At 67.0% G+C, this 15,089-nt stretch carries 10 protein-coding genes and 5 pseudogenes; 6 read left to right on the forward strand and 9 right to left on the reverse strand.

Features of this window, described 5'->3' with window-relative positions:
* Window positions 1-165 precede the first annotated feature (165 nt).
* Window positions 166-270: pseudogene (locus tag OIC96_RS00930) on the reverse strand (IS5 family transposase); the annotation flags it as partial.
* 276 nt (window positions 271-546) lie between these two features.
* On the opposite strand from OIC96_RS00930, the gene OIC96_RS49745 reads away from it, so the two are divergent.
* From OIC96_RS49745 to OIC96_RS00955, 4 genes and pseudogenes are all read left to right on the forward strand, one after another.
* Complete coding sequence (locus OIC96_RS49745) at window positions 547-1,029, forward strand: transposase (protein ID WP_406501212.1); 483 nt, start codon at window positions 547-549, stop codon at window positions 1,027-1,029.
* Window positions 1,026-1,376 (forward strand): VOC family protein, encoded by a 351-nt coding sequence (locus OIC96_RS00935; protein WP_330309797.1) that lies wholly within the window; start codon window positions 1,026-1,028, stop codon window positions 1,374-1,376. The genes OIC96_RS49745 and OIC96_RS00935 overlap by 4 nt, the downstream gene beginning before the upstream one ends.
* Window positions 1,377-2,040: 664 nt before the next feature.
* Window positions 2,041-3,104, forward strand: a pseudogene (locus OIC96_RS49750) (IS630 family transposase).
* Window positions 3,105-3,214: 110 nt separating this feature from the next.
* Complete coding sequence (locus OIC96_RS00955) at window positions 3,215-4,129, forward strand: phosphotransferase family protein (protein ID WP_330309793.1); 915 nt, start codon at window positions 3,215-3,217, stop codon at window positions 4,127-4,129.
* 187 nt (window positions 4,130-4,316) lie between these two features.
* On the opposite strand, the pseudogene OIC96_RS00960 reads toward OIC96_RS00955, so the two are convergent.
* The 7 genes and pseudogenes from OIC96_RS00960 to OIC96_RS00990 all read right to left on the reverse strand — a co-directional run.
* A pseudogene (locus OIC96_RS00960) lies at window positions 4,317-4,565 on the reverse strand (transcriptional regulator); the annotation flags it as partial.
* 138 nt (window positions 4,566-4,703) lie between these two features.
* Window positions 4,704-6,260, reverse strand: coding sequence for an oxidoreductase (locus OIC96_RS00965; RefSeq protein ID WP_330309792.1), 1,557 nt, complete (start codon window positions 6,258-6,260; stop codon window positions 4,704-4,706).
* 122 nt (window positions 6,261-6,382) lie between these two features.
* The gene (istB, locus tag OIC96_RS00970; protein ID WP_330309791.1) at window positions 6,383-7,177 is read right to left on the reverse strand and encodes an IS21-like element helper ATPase IstB; all 795 of its coding nucleotides are present in this window, start codon (window positions 7,175-7,177) and stop codon (window positions 6,383-6,385) included.
* A pseudogene (istA, locus tag OIC96_RS00975) lies at window positions 7,174-8,835 on the reverse strand (IS21 family transposase). The gene istB and the pseudogene istA overlap by 4 nt, the downstream one beginning before the upstream one ends.
* Before the next feature lie 137 nt (window positions 8,836-8,972).
* Window positions 8,973-9,194 (reverse strand): annotated as a pseudogene (locus OIC96_RS00980) (transcriptional regulator); the annotation flags it as partial.
* 199 nt (window positions 9,195-9,393) lie between these two features.
* Window positions 9,394-10,665 (reverse strand): MFS transporter, encoded by a 1,272-nt coding sequence (locus tag OIC96_RS00985; protein WP_330309790.1) that lies wholly within the window; start codon window positions 10,663-10,665, stop codon window positions 9,394-9,396.
* A 722-nt stretch (window positions 10,666-11,387) separates the two neighbouring features.
* Window positions 11,388-11,588, reverse strand: a complete 201-nt coding sequence (locus OIC96_RS00990) for a hypothetical protein (protein ID WP_330309789.1) — start codon at window positions 11,586-11,588, stop codon at window positions 11,388-11,390.
* A 406-nt stretch (window positions 11,589-11,994) separates the two neighbouring features.
* Between OIC96_RS00990 and OIC96_RS00995 the strand changes: the two genes are divergently transcribed.
* On the forward strand, window positions 11,995-12,666 hold the full coding sequence (locus tag OIC96_RS00995) for a DUF4232 domain-containing protein (protein WP_330309788.1): 672 nt from the start codon (window positions 11,995-11,997) through the stop codon (window positions 12,664-12,666).
* Between the two features lie 394 nt (window positions 12,667-13,060).
* On the opposite strand, the gene OIC96_RS01000 is transcribed toward OIC96_RS00995, so the two are convergent.
* Entirely contained in the window at window positions 13,061-14,284 is a 1,224-nt protein-coding gene (locus OIC96_RS01000) for an RNA-guided endonuclease InsQ/TnpB family protein (protein WP_330309787.1), read from the reverse strand.
* 34 nt (window positions 14,285-14,318) lie between these two features.
* On the opposite strand from OIC96_RS01000, the gene tnpA reads away from it, so the two are divergent.
* Window positions 14,319-14,726 (forward strand): IS200/IS605 family transposase, encoded by a 408-nt coding sequence (tnpA, locus tag OIC96_RS01005; RefSeq protein WP_330309786.1) that lies wholly within the window; start codon window positions 14,319-14,321, stop codon window positions 14,724-14,726.
* The last annotated feature ends 363 nt before the right edge of the window (window positions 14,727-15,089 follow it).

The raw sequence follows: 15,089 nt of genomic DNA on the forward strand, positions 1-15,089 counted from the left end.
CGTGCGGAGCAGCCCGGCCCAGAGCCCGCGGCCGCTCCGGCCGGCTCTCGCCAGACCTGAATGAACCGGCCCTCGCCGGCTCCCACCGCCCGCGCCGCGGTGAAGACGATCGCCCCGGAACTCGTGAGTCGCGCCAGCGGTGGAAGAGGGCGTAGACCCGGTCCGCGGGAAGTCCGCAGGGACGGCCCGCCACTTGGTTCCGTTGTCGACCAGGTAGCGCACCGCGTCCAGCATCGCCCGGTGGCAGTACGCCTCAAACTGTCCGCCACGTCCCTGAAGCCAGCCCGAACACGGACGACCACCCTCACCCAACCCCACCAAGCTGGCAACCAACCCCCGGAGTCGTCACCCCGGCCCCACCGCAACCCGGCACGCCACACAACTCCCCCGCCCGCAGCGACGCCCACACCACGGCGGCCGGCACCCCGGAAACGGCGCGACACCGCACCCCGCAGACGAAGACACGGCAGCACCCACGGCTTCGCCACACACAAAAAAACCGACCAGCACGCCCTGCTCGGCCAAGTCGCCAGCGCCTGCCCGGAAATGACAGCCCTCGCAACCCAGATCCCTGCCTCCGCCGACCCGCCGGCCCCGGCCGACGGCAATGATGAAGCCCCCACCAGCTGGATCGTTCACGTCCGCTCGGCCGGCCTGCCCTTCCTCCACTCCTTCACGAACAGCCTCGAACGGGACCGCGCCGCCCTCGATGCCGCCCCGAGCACGCTCCACCACAACGACCGGACCGAAAGCGCCAACAACAAGATCAAACTGCTCAAACGCCAGACCTACGGACGCGCCCGACACGCACTCCTCCGCCAGCGCATCCTGTTCAACCGACTGCCGGACCCAGGTCGATCAACGCCTACGAAAATCGTGGAAGACCCAAGAAAAGAGTCTTCCAAGAAAAGGACACCCCCACTCAGTCGTCGTGTCGTCGAATGCAGCCGAAGGTCTTCTTGGATCCGAGCGTGCCAGGATGCCAGGGACACGACCGCCGGCACGTCGACGGGCAGGAGCCAGCCATGATCAGCGGTGCACATGTCATCCTCTACAGCCAGGACGCCGAGGCCGACCGCGCCTTCATCCGTGACGTCCTCGGCTTTCCCGGCGTCGACGCGGGCGGCGGCTGGCTCATCTTCAAGCTGCCCCCAGCCGAGATCGCCGTGCACCCGACCGACGGCCCGCCCCAGCACGAGTTCTTCCTGATGTGCGACGACCTTGATTCCCAGCTCGGCGAGTTCCACGCGCGGGGCGTCGAGATCACCCGCCCGATCAGCGAACAGCGCTGGGGCAAACTGACTGCGATCCGGCTCCCCAGCGGCGCCGAACTCCCGCTGTACGAACCCCTGCACCCCATCGCCCACAGCCTGTGACCCCACAGCACTCAGCCCAGCCCTGACGAATCCCAGGGTGACCGCGGAGCCCTTTTCGGCGGCGCCGCCACAACAGGCAGGCCGTCCGCACGGGAATCGTGTTCGCAGCAGTTCGGAACAGTCCGGCCCCATCGCGCGACACTCGGACGCTATGTCATCGAACTTAATCACCGCAGGTCAAGACGCCGCGATCGACCGACTTTCGACGACACCGGCCAGCCGCCCAGCACGTAACGCGACGACAATCCGACAGCTTCAAAGCGACAGGACAGGCCTGCCCTCAACAGCACGGTGCTCCCTCCGACACGCCGACACGCCGACGGGAGCACACCCGCAAAGGCTTCACTCAGACGAGATACGGCAGCGACCTGCGGATCTCAGCCCCGCGTCGGATCCGACTCCGACACCGACACCGACACCGACACCGACACCGACACCGACAATGAGATTCCGACACGAAATCCGAGGCCCTGATATGTAGGCGTTTTTGTCAAGTGGGCAGCAGCGTATGGACTCGTCGGTGCGTGCGTGGACATCCAGACCGACCGAAGTACGCTCGGAAAACATCCGGTGCCTCCCGGTAATTGCGGCACTACTGAACTTGATTGGTGATGTCGGGTCATCGGCCTGACAGTTGAGGGTCGGGTTCGGTAGGTCTGTGTGGGTGAGGTACGCGCAGGGCGGCGGGCTGACCGACGCCGGGAGGGCCGCGCGGGAGCGCATTCGGCTTCAGGCCGTGGACCGCTTCGAGCGCGGGGAGAGGAACAAGGAGTCGCCGCCGCGTTACGGGTGTCGGAGCGGTCAGTGGAGCGCTGGCGGAAGTCCTGGCGGGAGCGGGGCGCGGGCGGGATCCTGTCGAAGGGGTCACCGGGCCGACCCCCGAGGCTGGGGCTGGCCCAGTTGGAGCGTCTGGAGCGGGAGCTGGAGCGTGGCCCGCTCGCGCTTGGCTGGCCGGATCAGCGGTGGACGCTGCGAGGATCGGGACGCTGATCGGCAGGCTGTTTCGCGTCTCGTACACGGTCGAGGACACGTGGCTGCTGCTGAAGCGGCACGGCTGGTCCTGGCAGCAGCCGTGCCGGCGGGCGATCGAGCGAGACGACGAGGCGGTCGAGCTGTGGAAGAAGGAGGTCTAACCCCGGGTAAAAGAGAGGCCGCGGCCCGGGGTACGTGGATCGCCTTCGAGGATGAGGCCGGGCAGTCGATGACGCCGCCGAGGGCCAGGACCTGGGGCCGGGTCGGCCGCACGCCGGTGGTCAGGGTCCGCGGCCGGGGATCCGGCCGTCTGTCCATGGTGGGCATGTGCTGCTTCGAGCCCGGCTCCAGGTCGCGGCTGATCTATGGGCTGCGGGAGTACCGGGCCGCAAGGACGAGCCGAAGGGCTTCGGATGGAAGGACTTCTGCCGCCTGCTCGTCCTGGCCCGGATCCAGCTGGGCGGGCCGATCGTCCTGGTCTGGGACAACGTCCGCCTGCACCTCACCTACGGCGTGCGAGAGTTCATCGAGAAGAACGCCGACTGGCTGACCGTCTTCCAGCTGCCCACCTACGCACCCGACCTCAAACCCCAGGAGGGCATCTGGTCACTGGTCAAGCGCGAGCTCGGCAACATCGCGGCCGCCGACCTCTCCCAGATCACCCGAGCCGTCAAACGCAAGCTCAAGCAGATCCAGTACCACCCCGACCTGGTCGACGGCTGCCTCGCCGGCACCGGCCTGACCATCAACGCCTGACCGACATCACGAATTCAAGATTCAGTAGTACTCCGTCGCGCCCGCATCGCGTCCTGAGCGCGAGCAGAAACCGGTGGCCCCGCACGACGGCGGCCGTGCACACTGGCTTGGTGATCAAGTCGCAACCGCCTGCCGCTGCCCTCACCTGGGCGGCCGAAATCGCTGGCCCCAATGCCTCCGTGCGCACCGTACAGCGACTGGTCGGCGGCACTCACGCCGCCACTCATCTGTTGGAAACCGTGGACCCGGCGGGGGAGATGGTCCTGCGTCGCTTTCCGCCTGGTGACCGCGCTGCCGCTCGGGAAGCACGCGTATTGGCGGCGCTTGACGGACTGGGTGGCTGGGCTCCTCGGCTTCTGGGCGCCGACCCCGACGGAGAGCGCTTCAGCGAACCTGCAACCTTGATCACCCGTCTCTCCGGCCGCTCGGACATCACATCAGCATCCCCCGACGTGGCAGCGGTCCAACTGGGGCGCACCCTGGCCCGTCTCCACGATGTCCCGCTCGCTGAGCTCACCGGATTGCGCGACGGAATGGAAGCCGCAACGGTCTCGTCCGCCTGTGCCAGTGCCGCCGCTCCCGCCTCAACGATCCTGGCGTCCCATGGTCATCGTCTCGCCGAAGAAGCGCCGGTCCTGACTCATTACGACTACTGGTCGGGCAACGTCCTGTGGCAGGAGGACGAACTCACCGGCATCGTCGACTGGTCAGGGGCATCGTTGGCACCGCGCGGCTTCGACGTGAGCTGGTGTCGACTCGACCTCGCCCTGCTGCACGGCCCGGTCACAGCTGAGACATTCCTGGCCGCGTACGAGGAGACTGCCGGCCAGGCAGTGCCCGCTATGGCGCTGTGGGACTTGTTCGCCCTCACCAACTCGCACCACTCTGTGGAGACTTGGCTCCCGAACTACCACGATCTCGGTCGCACCGACCTGACTGCGGCTGAGCTCCGCAGGCGCCATGCCGCGTGGACCGACGATCGCCTCGCGGACTACCACTCTCGCCCGTCTTCCAAGCGGATCTGAGAGCGGCACTCCCCGACCCAAGCACTCAACCGCACGGGCCCGACATCACGCATTCAATTTCAGTACCCGCCACCGTGCTCACCGGTGGGCAACCCATGTCAACTTCCCTTCGGGGCATCGGCCTTCGGCGCGACAACCGTCCTCAGACACACCTCAGAACGGCCGCTTCATACGGTCTACAAGGGGATCAGGCCGCAAACCCGACGTTGGTCACATACTCGTACTCGCCCCACTGAGAGCCCAAGTCGACCACCACATCATTGACCCAGGCATCATCGAGCGCTTCGTCGTCGTCCTCGACCCAGGCCTGCACAATGCGGTCCCAGTGACGGACATTGAGCGTGCGGTACTCGATCACCCGCTGACGCGGCCTCGGAACCCGGGACTGGTTCAGCGGATGGAACTCCACACAGGTGCCACGGCCCTGGCTGCGTAGCTCTTAACGAGTGTCGTTTGTCGATGAGTTCGGATGTCATCCGAGGGCCTGTGAGCCTCTGAATGTCGGCGAGTTTCGATGTCGCTCGGGCGCGCGGGCATGTCTGCCTCAGGCAATTCATGTTCAGCCTGGCGAGCGCTAGTTCCTCTGCACCGTGCGGGTGACACCCGCGATGACAGCGGTCGTCAGCACCCATCCCAAGGCGATCAGGAGATAAGCCAGCCATTGGAGGCTGCCGTCCGTCCAGTACCAGGCCGTGCGCTGGCCCAAACCGCCGATGGGGATCAAAAGGTCGAGCGTGTAGACGAGAGGCTGGAACGGAGCGCCTTCGCCCTGCTTCACCGGGGTCGGAGAGTGCGCGCCGAAGACCAGAGTGCCCAGCAGGGTCAGTGCCAAGAGCCAGACGCCGGCCAGCCAGGGGCGGTAGCCATAGCCAACGGTCACGTCGAGCAAGTGCCCCCAAGTACGCGTGGGCAGGGACAGGGTGCAGCGCCGGTGGCGCTGCTTGGCCAGGAGCACCCGGCGTGCGTCGTCGTCGTGGCCGATCGTCCGGTACCAGCTCGCCAACTGCTCATACGGCTGCGGGCTGTAGCCCGAGCTGCGCCGTATCCACGCCACGCGGCGGGCCACGGAGTCCCACCGGCCCACCGCCTCCCGCCGCTCGCCGGACTCCACCTTCTTGATAGAGCCATAGACAAAGCCCTCCAACTCCACGACGTCCGGCCAGCTCTGCTCGCTGTCGTGGACGTAGGACACCTGTGCGCCACGCAGGTCCACGGTGCCGGACGGTTGCCGGGCGAGGGTGAAGTCGAAGTCGACAGCCTGCATCAGCAGGGCTGTCAATGACGGGCCGTGGCCGTCAGGCGGCCCGTTCAGGACCGCTCCTTCAAAGGTCAGGTTGTCCGAGATCCGAGCACCTCGCAGCCGCACGGTCCCGTTCGCGGTGAACCCGTCGGAGAAGTCGAGCGTCGAGGCCACGGCGTTGTCCAGGGCGAGCGCGACCCCGCGCCGACCGGGGCGTTCCAGTAGTGCGCCCCGCATGTGCAGTCCGCCTGGCAACTGCGCCCCCATAAGGCGGACTTCACCGTGCGCGATGAATCCGTCCGCGCAGTAGACGCCGCCCTCCGCTACCAGTCCGCCAGCGGACACCGCCCATTCCTCGGGTGCGGTGATCTCGGCGCCGTTGAGGTTTACGGCGCCGCTCACGGTGGCGTTGATGAGCGACAAGGCGGTGACCCTGCGGTGGAAGGGTGAGGCAGAGCCGCTTTCCAGGCGAGAGCGCCGCAGGTCGAGGCGCCCGTCGATACGGATCATGCCGGCTTCCACGCCCGGCACTCGGCTGCCCACAATCGCAATCGACTGGGTCGACGCACCGGAGAGGTCCACGCCCTCCTCGACCCAGCAGTCCTCGAGCCAGAGGGCGTGAGCGACCTGCGCGCCGGCCAGGTTGAAGTGTCCGGATATCCGCGCCCCGGCAAGCCTCAGACACGCCACGGCGCCCGGTCGCGCGGTATTTGTGCCCAGGAGGAGTGCCACGATCACGGTTGCCCGCACCGTCCGCCCGGGGCCCCACTGCCCGCCTCCGTCGACACGGTCATCCTCGGGCACACCCGTGCGCAGGTCCACGCGGCGTCCCTCGGGGAACGCGTCCCACAGCTCACGCTCCGGTGAAGTCAACTCGTCGTATGAGAGCACCCATGCAGCGTAGCGATCTTCCTTCGTGCTCGCCTCGCCCCAAGCGCACGGATCGGAGGGCAGCCCATTTTCATCGGCCGGTCGTTCGAGAGCATTCCTCGGCGCGAAGCGCCGGGGCGGGGTCAGACTGTGGCGGCTTGTTCGGCTCGGGCTTTGGTCTGGGCGAGGCGGTAGGAGTCCGTGCCGGTTTCGAGGATGGCCGCATCGAAGGTGAGGCGGTCGACGATGGCCGTGCAGAGCCGCGGATCGGTGAATGTCTTGGTCCATCCGCCGAAGCTCTCGTTGGAGGCGATGGCGACGCTGTTCTTCTCTTCGCGTTCGGTCAGGACCTGGAACAGCAGCTCGGCACCCCTGCGATCAAGCTCCATATACCCTAATTCGTCAATACAGAGGAGATCGACGCGTCCGTAGCGTGCGATCGTCTTGCTCAGGAGCCGCTCGTCGGCGGCCTCGACGAGTTCGTTCACCAGTTTCGTGGCGAGGGTGTAACGGACGCGGTAGCCCTTCATCGCGGCCTCCGTGCCCAGCGCGATCAGCAGGTGCGATTTGCCGGTGCCCGAGTCGCCGATCAGGCAGAGGGGCTGTCCCTTCCTGACCCACTCGCAGGTCGCGAGGGTGTTGATCCTGGCGGCGTCGACGTTGGGGTTGGCGTCGAAGTCGAACGCCCGCAGTGACTTCTCGCGCGGGAACGCGGCGGCCTTGATCCGCCGTTCCGAGCGGCGGCGGGCCCGGTCGTCGCACTCGGCCAGCAGCAGTTCGGCGAGGAAGCCCTTGTAGGACATCTGATCGCGCTTCGCGGCCTCGGCGAGGTCGGGGAACTGGCCCCGGATGGTGGGCAGCCGCAGCATCCGGCATGCCTGGTCGATGGCAGTGTCGGCGGCTTGTTCGGTCAGGCCGTGATGGCGTTGGGCACTCACGTCACTTCTCCCTCGGTGGCAGGGGCACCGCCTTGTCGGCGGTGTCGTAACAGCTGGTCGTAGGGGGCCACCGAGGGCAGCGGCCGGGTGTCGGCCGGCAGATGGGACATCCGCCAGTCGGACAGGAAGGCGACCGTCGCCCGCTGTCGCTCAGGCGGCTCGGGCAAAGCAGCATGAGCGGGGACGGAGGCCGCCAGTTCGTCGGCCTCAGCGGCCTTGCGGGCCTCCAGAGCGACCGCGTCCGCGGTCAACGCGCCCGCCCGCAGGGCCGTCGCCATCCCGGCGACGATGTGTTCGTGGCTCATGTGACGCCCCAGCAGGAGGACCTCGATCAGGGCCTTGGTGCCGTCCTTGTCGCCGTGGGCCGCCCGGGCGGCCGTCCACCAGTCGTCGTGGACCGGCGTGAACTTGCCCGCGGACTTGGCCTGTTCGACAGCTGTGGCACCGGGGAAGGCGCCGGGCTTGCGGATCAGCGCCTCCAGGTAGTGGTCCAGCTCCAGGCGTGAGCCGGCCTTCGTGCTCAGCCGCTCGTGGCGGGCGACCTCCTGGCCCCGGTCATAGACGATGAGGTGGTTGGCGTGCAGCATCACCCGGACCGTCCTGCCGATCAGCCGGACCGGCACCGAGTAGCGGTTCGTCTGCACGGCGATCTGGCTGTAGCGGTCGACCCGCGGCGTGAAGAGCCGGCCGGTCTCGAACAGCTCGGTCAGCAACGGCTTCAGCATCGGCGCCTCGACGGCGAAGTACTCACCCACCGTCCTCGCCCGCGAGCGGATTCTTCGGCCCTCGTCCTGAAGGTCCCACAGGTCGACCATCTCGTTGAGCTCGGCCAGCGAGGCAACCTCGGGAACGGGGACGAAGTGGTTGCGCCGGAAGTACCCGATCTGCCCCTCGACGCCGCCCTTCTCGTGGGCGCCTTCGAGTCCTGGCCTGCAGTAGAAGCTCTCGATGCCCCAGTGCGTGCGAAACGCGGTCCACCGCTCGCTCTCCTGGCGGTGCCGGGCGAACCCGAGCACCTGGGCGACCGCGGCTTTCAGGTTGTCCTAGCGGACTTTGCCGCGAGGGGCGCCGCCCAGCACGGACAGCGCGTGAACGTGGCCCTCGAAGAACGCCTCCTGGCCGCAGGACGCGAACACCCGGTGGACCGCCTTGCCCGAATACGACAGCCGGAAGGAGAACAGATGGCACCGGGTCACCACGCCAGCGAGCACTATGTGCACGTCACCGAAGTCCACCTCTGCCTCGGTGCCCGGCAGATGGGTCTGCGGCACGAACACCTCCGCCGGCCCCCGCCCCGCCTCCTGACGGATCTCCCCACGACGCGTGGCGATGTAGCCGCGGACCATCTGATACGAGATCCCCATCGCGGCGTACTCGTCCAGCAGCCGGTCGAAAACCCGCTTGGCGGTGTGCCGCTGCTTCGGCGGAGCGTCCAGATCCCTGCGGAGCATCTCGTCGATCACCGGCTTGTAGGGATCCAACCTGGTCGGACGCGGGGGCAGCTTCTTGCGCGGCTCAGGCCAGACCAGGTCCAGTGCCCTGCGGACCGTCTGCCAGGTCACCCCATACTTGCGCTGCAGAGCGCGCATCGACATCCCGGCGCGGTGGTCCCGGCGGATCGCCGCGTACAGATCGGCCTTGGTTTTCGACAGGCGCATCGGTGCCCCCAGCGGGAGAAGCACAGCCATCGTCCCACCACAAGGCCCCAACTGCCCCTAAAACACGGCGACATCGCTCTTGCCGGAACAACGGTGACATCCGCGCTCAACGACAAACGACACTACGACTCACCGACAGAGCCACGGCCCTCACGATTGAGACGCGCAAGCAAGTACCGGGCCACATTGTGGCGCCGCACAGTACGGTACGCGGCCTCGATCCTGTCGAGGTTCTTCCCCGACGGACTCCGCCTGCCATCCAGCCACGCCCTGACCGTGCGATCCGTGACGGTCAGACCCGCATCCCGGGCAGCAGCGCGGGCGTGATCGCTGCGCGTGAGGTAGTGCAACCGGGAGAGGTGCACCACGATGTGGCGCGGGACATCGAGCGCGGCAGCATAGATGACCAACGTGAAGCCTCTGGTTCAGCGGACGATCTTGCGGTGAGAACCGTCCTACCAGGGGCTCCACGTGCATCTGCTCCGTCGCCGACTGGGAGCGACATGTCAACGAGCAACGCCCTGCCATCAGGGAGGGGGTTGCTCGAGATGGTCTGTTTCAGGATGCCTTTTGGTCGGCGGGTTTCTCGATCTCGGTGGTCACCCGTACCCCTCGGAAGAGCACCGGGAGCCACAGGAGACATGCCAGCAGGGGGACCGCGGCGTAGGTGGCCATACCCACACTGGAGCCCAGCCCGTCCATGAGCGCGCCGAGGACGAGATAGCCGATGCCGATGAGCGCCGACTCCACGAATGCGATCATCGACAGCAGGCTCGCCCGGTGGCGCGACGGCACGGCCTCGTTGAACACGTTGTCCACGATCACGGCGGTGATCTCGGGAACCCCGACCAGGGCCAGGAACGCGGCGATGGTGACCCAGACAAGGCCGAGGCCGCTCAGGCCGAGTGCCGCGGAGAGCGTCAGGAGGGACACCGGGACGATGACCCGATACCCGATGCGCCGGTTCGCGCGGTCCGACAGCAGCGGAGTGAGCCCGCCAGTGAAGAATCCCGCCGATATGACCACGCTGACCAATGCGGTGCCCGCTCCCTGATCGGAGAGGGTCTTCTGCGTAAAAATGATGTACGGCGTCAAAGTCGCATGCATCAATCCGGACACCACGACAAGCGTCACGAGCGCCGGCGTGGCGACCCGAAGCATCGCCCGCCATGCTGTGACGTCGCCGTGCTCCTCCTCGGCTCCGTCCTGCTCGTCCACCGCGTCCGCGCCGCGGATCTCGGGCACCCGTGACATCAGCACCACCACGGCCAGGACGAGGCACGCCGCCGAACCGACGTAGACGACTCCCCAGGAAATCTGCTGCAGTTGGCCGCCGAGGACGATGGCGGCTCCCGAGGTGACCGTCCCGAGCATGGTGAACCGGGACTTGATCTTGACGTAGCTGGCCGTTGCACCACGACGCACGAGCAGGTCGTACAGCAGGGCGGTGTCCGAACCGGACACACATGCCATGCCCACACCCTGCCCGATGAACAGCGCCAGGAACACCCAGTAGTTGGAGAACGCCACCTGACCGAGCAGACATCCAGCTATCAGCACCTGGCCGATCACGATGCTGGCACGCCTGCCGATTCGGTCGGCGATGACTCCCGTCGGCAACTCCGCAAGTCCGCTGACCAGGTAGAGCAGTGTCTGCAGTAGGGCCACTTGCCCGGCGGAGAAGCCGCGCTGATAAAGGAAGATGACGAATACGCCGCGCTGGAACAGCGTGTTGGAGAGCACGGCGTATACGTAGAACGGGCGCGTGACACGTCGTGCTGCATCGTCGACTGCAGCCGACCCGCCAAGGGCCTCCGTGGTGCTGGTCATGCTGCGGGCTCCCTGGTGACTCTGGTGATCATTAGTGTTGGGACTCCGCCGCCGACCGGAACCTCCAGTCCATACTTCGCGCAGGATATTGGGCCGGCCATCCGGGAACCGTTGCCAGCACCGCGGCCATCTTCACAGCCCGCAAGCACGGCCTCAACCCCATAACCGTCCTGCGCGACCGCGTCGCTGGAAACGTCTGGCTGCCGCCCGCTCACACGTAATCAAGCACCTGAGCAGTCACCCTCGATCCACCGCGTGAACTCCGGTGATCCTTTTCGGCAGGTTTCCGGAGACTTCTCCAGTCCGAGGCAGCGCGAGTCGCCGGGTGGCAGTCCGGGTTACCTCGGTGAGCGCTCCCTACGGCAACAGCTCCGGTTCACGGCCGACGGCAACCTCCAGCGCCACGACGGCTTCCGGGTGATTGCTCAGGGCGGGCCTGTGCCAGCCGGCTTTGAGGACCCGGCGCCGGACTGCGCGAACGGACCCAGAACGGGGACTACACCTACTACATCGACATCGCGCACTTCATGGCCGGCCTTCCGCTCCCCGCCGAACACACCGCACCACAATGGCTCGACGGAGAACAGGCCACCCGGGAGCGGTGGCGCGACCTTGTCACCGCCCGGCGCGACTTTCTGCGCACCGGGCGATAGACCACGGTCCAGGCCGAGGGATGCTCTCACGGCTGAGGCGCCGGTCTGACTAGGTGGGCTCCGTCGGGCTCAGCGGCGGGTCTCCCACCACAGGATGATCAGCGTCACTGCGCCGCTGCCGAGCTTGGACGCCGCGCCCTGCAGAAACTGCCGCTGGACATCTTGTCCATGCTGGTCAGTCCATTTCCGCAGGTGACAGATGGCGCTCCTAGGCCACCATTCCACGCGGGTCAGGTGTTTCGCCCAGCGTTTCGCGTTACTCTCCTCCACGCGGAGTTCCTCACGTTGCAGGCGTGCTGAAACGCCGCGCAGGGAGCCCTCCCAACACCGTGGCCTGAGAAACCAGTTGAGGATGCAGACCTCCTTCTGTGCATCGGGCAGCCTATGATTCCGCCCCCTCACGTGGGTGAAACCCGTAGCTCAAGTGCCTGGACCGTCACGGCGCAGGTGAGCGCTTCCCTGACCGGGAACGTGCTGTGAATCAGGGACGCAGCTGCGATGGAGGAGCGGAGCTCCGGCGGCACAGAAGGCGCCGTGAACCGCAGCACTGAAAGCCTTCTGAATGGCTGACGCTAGATCAGGACGCCTCTGTTACTGGGCTGTTGAGAACCCCCTCGTACTGTGGTGATCAACACGGCGCCCGCCAGCGCCCCTCATGCAACGGAGAAAACGCATCATGCGCCTGTTCCACGCCGCCACCGCACTCGCCGCCACGTCCGCGCTGGCCCTGACGCTCACCGCCTGCGGGAACGGCAGCGGCAACGACGCCTCGGGCGACCAGTCGTCCGCACCGGCTTCCTCGTCCTCGGCCACTGCGGCCGGCGGCGATACGGCCGAGAACACGGGTGCCACCAAGGACGCAGGCAGCAGCACGGGCGGCGGCGATACGGGCACCAGCATCGGCGGCACCGGCAACAGTGGCGGCACCGGCGCGAGCCGCTGCCACACCGCCGGGCTGGGCTTCTCCTTCGGCTCCGGCGACGGCAAGATCAGCAGCTCGGACGACCAGCAGCAGCTGGCCGTGGTGCTCAAGAACAAGACGTCCGCCGCGTGCACCATCCAGGGCTTCCCCGGGGTCGACCTGAAGTCCTCCAGCGGCAGCTGGTCACTGACCCGCAGCAGCGCGACGCCCAAGAAGGTCACCCTGGCCGCCGGCAGCAGCACGACGTTCACCATCACCTTCCTGCCGTGGACCCAGGGCAGCGGCACCGAGTTCAAGGCCACCTCGGTCGTCATCACCCCGCCGAACGAGACCACCTCGACCACCCTGACCTGGCCCGGTGGCAGTCTCCTGCTCCAGGACGGCGCCACGCACCCGGGCACCTACACCGGCCCCGTCGGCGGCTGACGGCCCGCACCGGCCCACGAGAGCCCCGTCCGCATCGCGGACGCAGATCCGAGGAGACCGGTTCCTCGGACGTCCCAGACCTCTCGGGCACTGGTCGGTCGCTGAGCCGGATGCCCTGGGCGACGTCGGCCCTCAGGGCGAGCCTCCTGTGCTCAATCGACCGGCCCGGGCTCCGGCTCCGACCGCAACATTTCCTGCCGGCCTTCTGCGCGCCTTCGACTCGCGAGCGATGCACGCCGCCGCTCGGCAATGGAAGCATGGCGTGCCAATGGCTGGCCACAGGTGAACAAGCCGGGCTCGGTTTCGGTGCAGACGCCTCCGACGCTCTTCGGCATTGACTTGCTCCTCGGGCTGAAGCCCGAGGATTCTGGCCTTCTCATCCGTTGCTGTGCCGCTACGCGGCACGGGGTTCGGGGGAGAATCCGTGGCTTCCTGTTTCGTCGCGCTGTGCCGGGACGCGTCCTGGTCTTACCTGCGCTCCGCAGGCTGCGACCGCCAGTCCGGCGGCCGTTTTCACGTTCTTCGCGGCGTTGTGGTCCCGGTCATGGACCGCACCGCAGGCGGCACAGGTCCAGGTCCGGATGTGCAGCGGCTTGGGACCGTCCTTGGCCCCGCAGGCCGAGCAGACCTGGCTGGTGGGCTCGAACCGGTCGATCTTGACCAGGGTCCGGCCGTACCTGACCGCTTTGTATTCCAGCATGTGTACGAACTGTGCCCAGCCCGCATCGTGCACGCTCTTGGCCAGTCTGGTGCGCGCGAGTCCTTTGACCGCCAGGTCCTCCACGCCGATCGCTTGGTTGTCGCGGATCAGCTTCGTGGAGAGCTGGTGGTGGAATTCTTTGCGCGCGTCGGCCACCTTCGCGTGGGCGCGGGCAACCTTCAGGCGGGCCTTCTCGCGGTTCCTGCTGCCTTTCTGCTTGCGGAACAACTCCCGCTGGGCTCTTTTGAGTTTCTTCTCCGCGCGGCGCAGGAACCTGGGGGAGTCGATCTTCGAGCCGTCGGACAGGACCGCGAAGTGGGCCAGGCCGAGGTCGATGCCGATGGTCTGGTCGGACTCGGGCATCCGGGTGGCGTCGGCGGCCGGGTCGGTGTCGATGACGAAGGAGGCGAAGTACCGCCCGGCCGCATCCTTGATCACGGTGACCGAAGAGGGCTGGACGGGCAGAGTCCGTGACCACTTCACCCGCACCGCCCCGATCTTCGGCAGGTGCAGCCGCCCGGAATCGGTGATCGACCAGCGGGCGTTGGCCGTGAAGCGGATCAACTGCCGGTTGTCCTTGCGGGACTTGAACCGGGGTGCATCCGTCTTCGCGCCCTGCCGCTGCCCCTTGAGGGAGGCGAAGAAGTTCTTGTAGGCAGCCTCCGCGTCGCGCAGCGCCTGCTGGAGCACTACCGAGGAGACCTCACCCAGCCAGGCCCGTGAAGCGGTCTGCTTCGCAGCGTTGATCAACTTCTTGGACAACTTGCCGGCCGTCGGGAAGGCCTCGCCCGCTGTGCGGGCGTGTTCCCGGGCGCGCACGGCGTCGTTGAACACGACGCGGGCGCACCCGAACGCCCGCGCCAGCGCGGCGCGTTGGCCGGAGTCCGGGTACAGGCGGAAGCTGTACCGAAGCTGCATGACCGTCACGCTAGACACTTGAGTTACCGGCGGCATGCAGAAGATCAGAACTGGTCGGCACTGTGTTTTCGTGATGTATGTGCACTTGGTCTTCGTGACAAAGTTCCGGCACAACGTATTCACGGACGATCACCTGACGCGGATGGAGGAGATCATGCGGTCGGTGTGCGCGGACTTCGAGTGCGAGCTGGTGGAGTTCAACGGTGGGGACAACCACGTTCACCTCCTGGTGAACTTCCCGCCCAAGGTCGCCGTCACCAAACTCGTCAACTCCCTCAAGGGCGTCTCCTCCCGCCGACTGCGCCAGGAGTTCCCCGACCTGGCACGCCACTACTGGCGCGCCAACAAGCTCTGGTCCGGTTCCTACTTCGCCGGCACCGTCGGCGGCGCCCCGCTCTCGGTGGTCAAGCAGTACATCGAGCAGCAGCACCGGCCGGTGTGAGTATCGCCCGGCTCCGCCGCGACCAGCCATCGTGGCGCTCCGCGCCATGGTGGTGAATACGCGGCGTCCGGCTCCGCCGGACCGGAATCCGCGACGCTCCGCGTCGCCACCGTCAGATTCGCTTCACCCCCGGCCTGAAGGCCGGAGCACTGCGAATGAATCCCGGTAGCCCGAGCAACAAGGGCTCTGCATAGGCCGCGGGTTGGCGGGGACGGTTTTCCTGTCTGCGGTGACTGCCAGGTACTTGGGGTAGAGGGGTGTCCGGGCGGGGCCGGTTCGGATTTGTCCGGGGAGTCGTCGCCGTCGAGATCCTCGGTGGTGGTGGTCGCGAGGGTGATGCGGACGTGGTCGTGCTCTTGTGTA

The organism is Streptomyces sp. NBC_00775 (assembly GCF_036347135.1).
Lineage (GTDB): Bacteria > Actinomycetota > Actinomycetes > Streptomycetales > Streptomycetaceae > Streptomyces > Streptomyces lutosisoli.

What these genes read in the sequence shown, in the direction of transcription:
- OIC96_RS49745 (WP_406501212.1), top strand. Translation starts at nt 547, where the DNA reads ATGACAGCCCTCGCAACCCAGATCCCTGCCTCCGCCGACCCGCCGGCC.
- OIC96_RS00935 (WP_330309797.1), top strand. Translation starts at nt 1,026, where the DNA reads ATGATCAGCGGTGCACATGTCATCCTCTACAGCCAGGACGCCGAGGCC.
- OIC96_RS00985 (WP_330309790.1), bottom strand. Translation starts at nt 10,665, where the DNA reads ATGACCAGCACCACGGAGGCCCTTGGCGGGTCGGCTGCAGTCGACGAT.
- OIC96_RS00995 (WP_330309788.1), top strand. Translation starts at nt 11,995, where the DNA reads ATGCGCCTGTTCCACGCCGCCACCGCACTCGCCGCCACGTCCGCGCTG.
- OIC96_RS01000 (WP_330309787.1), bottom strand. Translation starts at nt 14,284, where the DNA reads ATGCAGCTTCGGTACAGCTTCCGCCTGTACCCGGACTCCGGCCAACGC.
- tnpA (WP_330309786.1), top strand. Translation starts at nt 14,319, where the DNA reads ATGCAGAAGATCAGAACTGGTCGGCACTGTGTTTTCGTGATGTATGTG.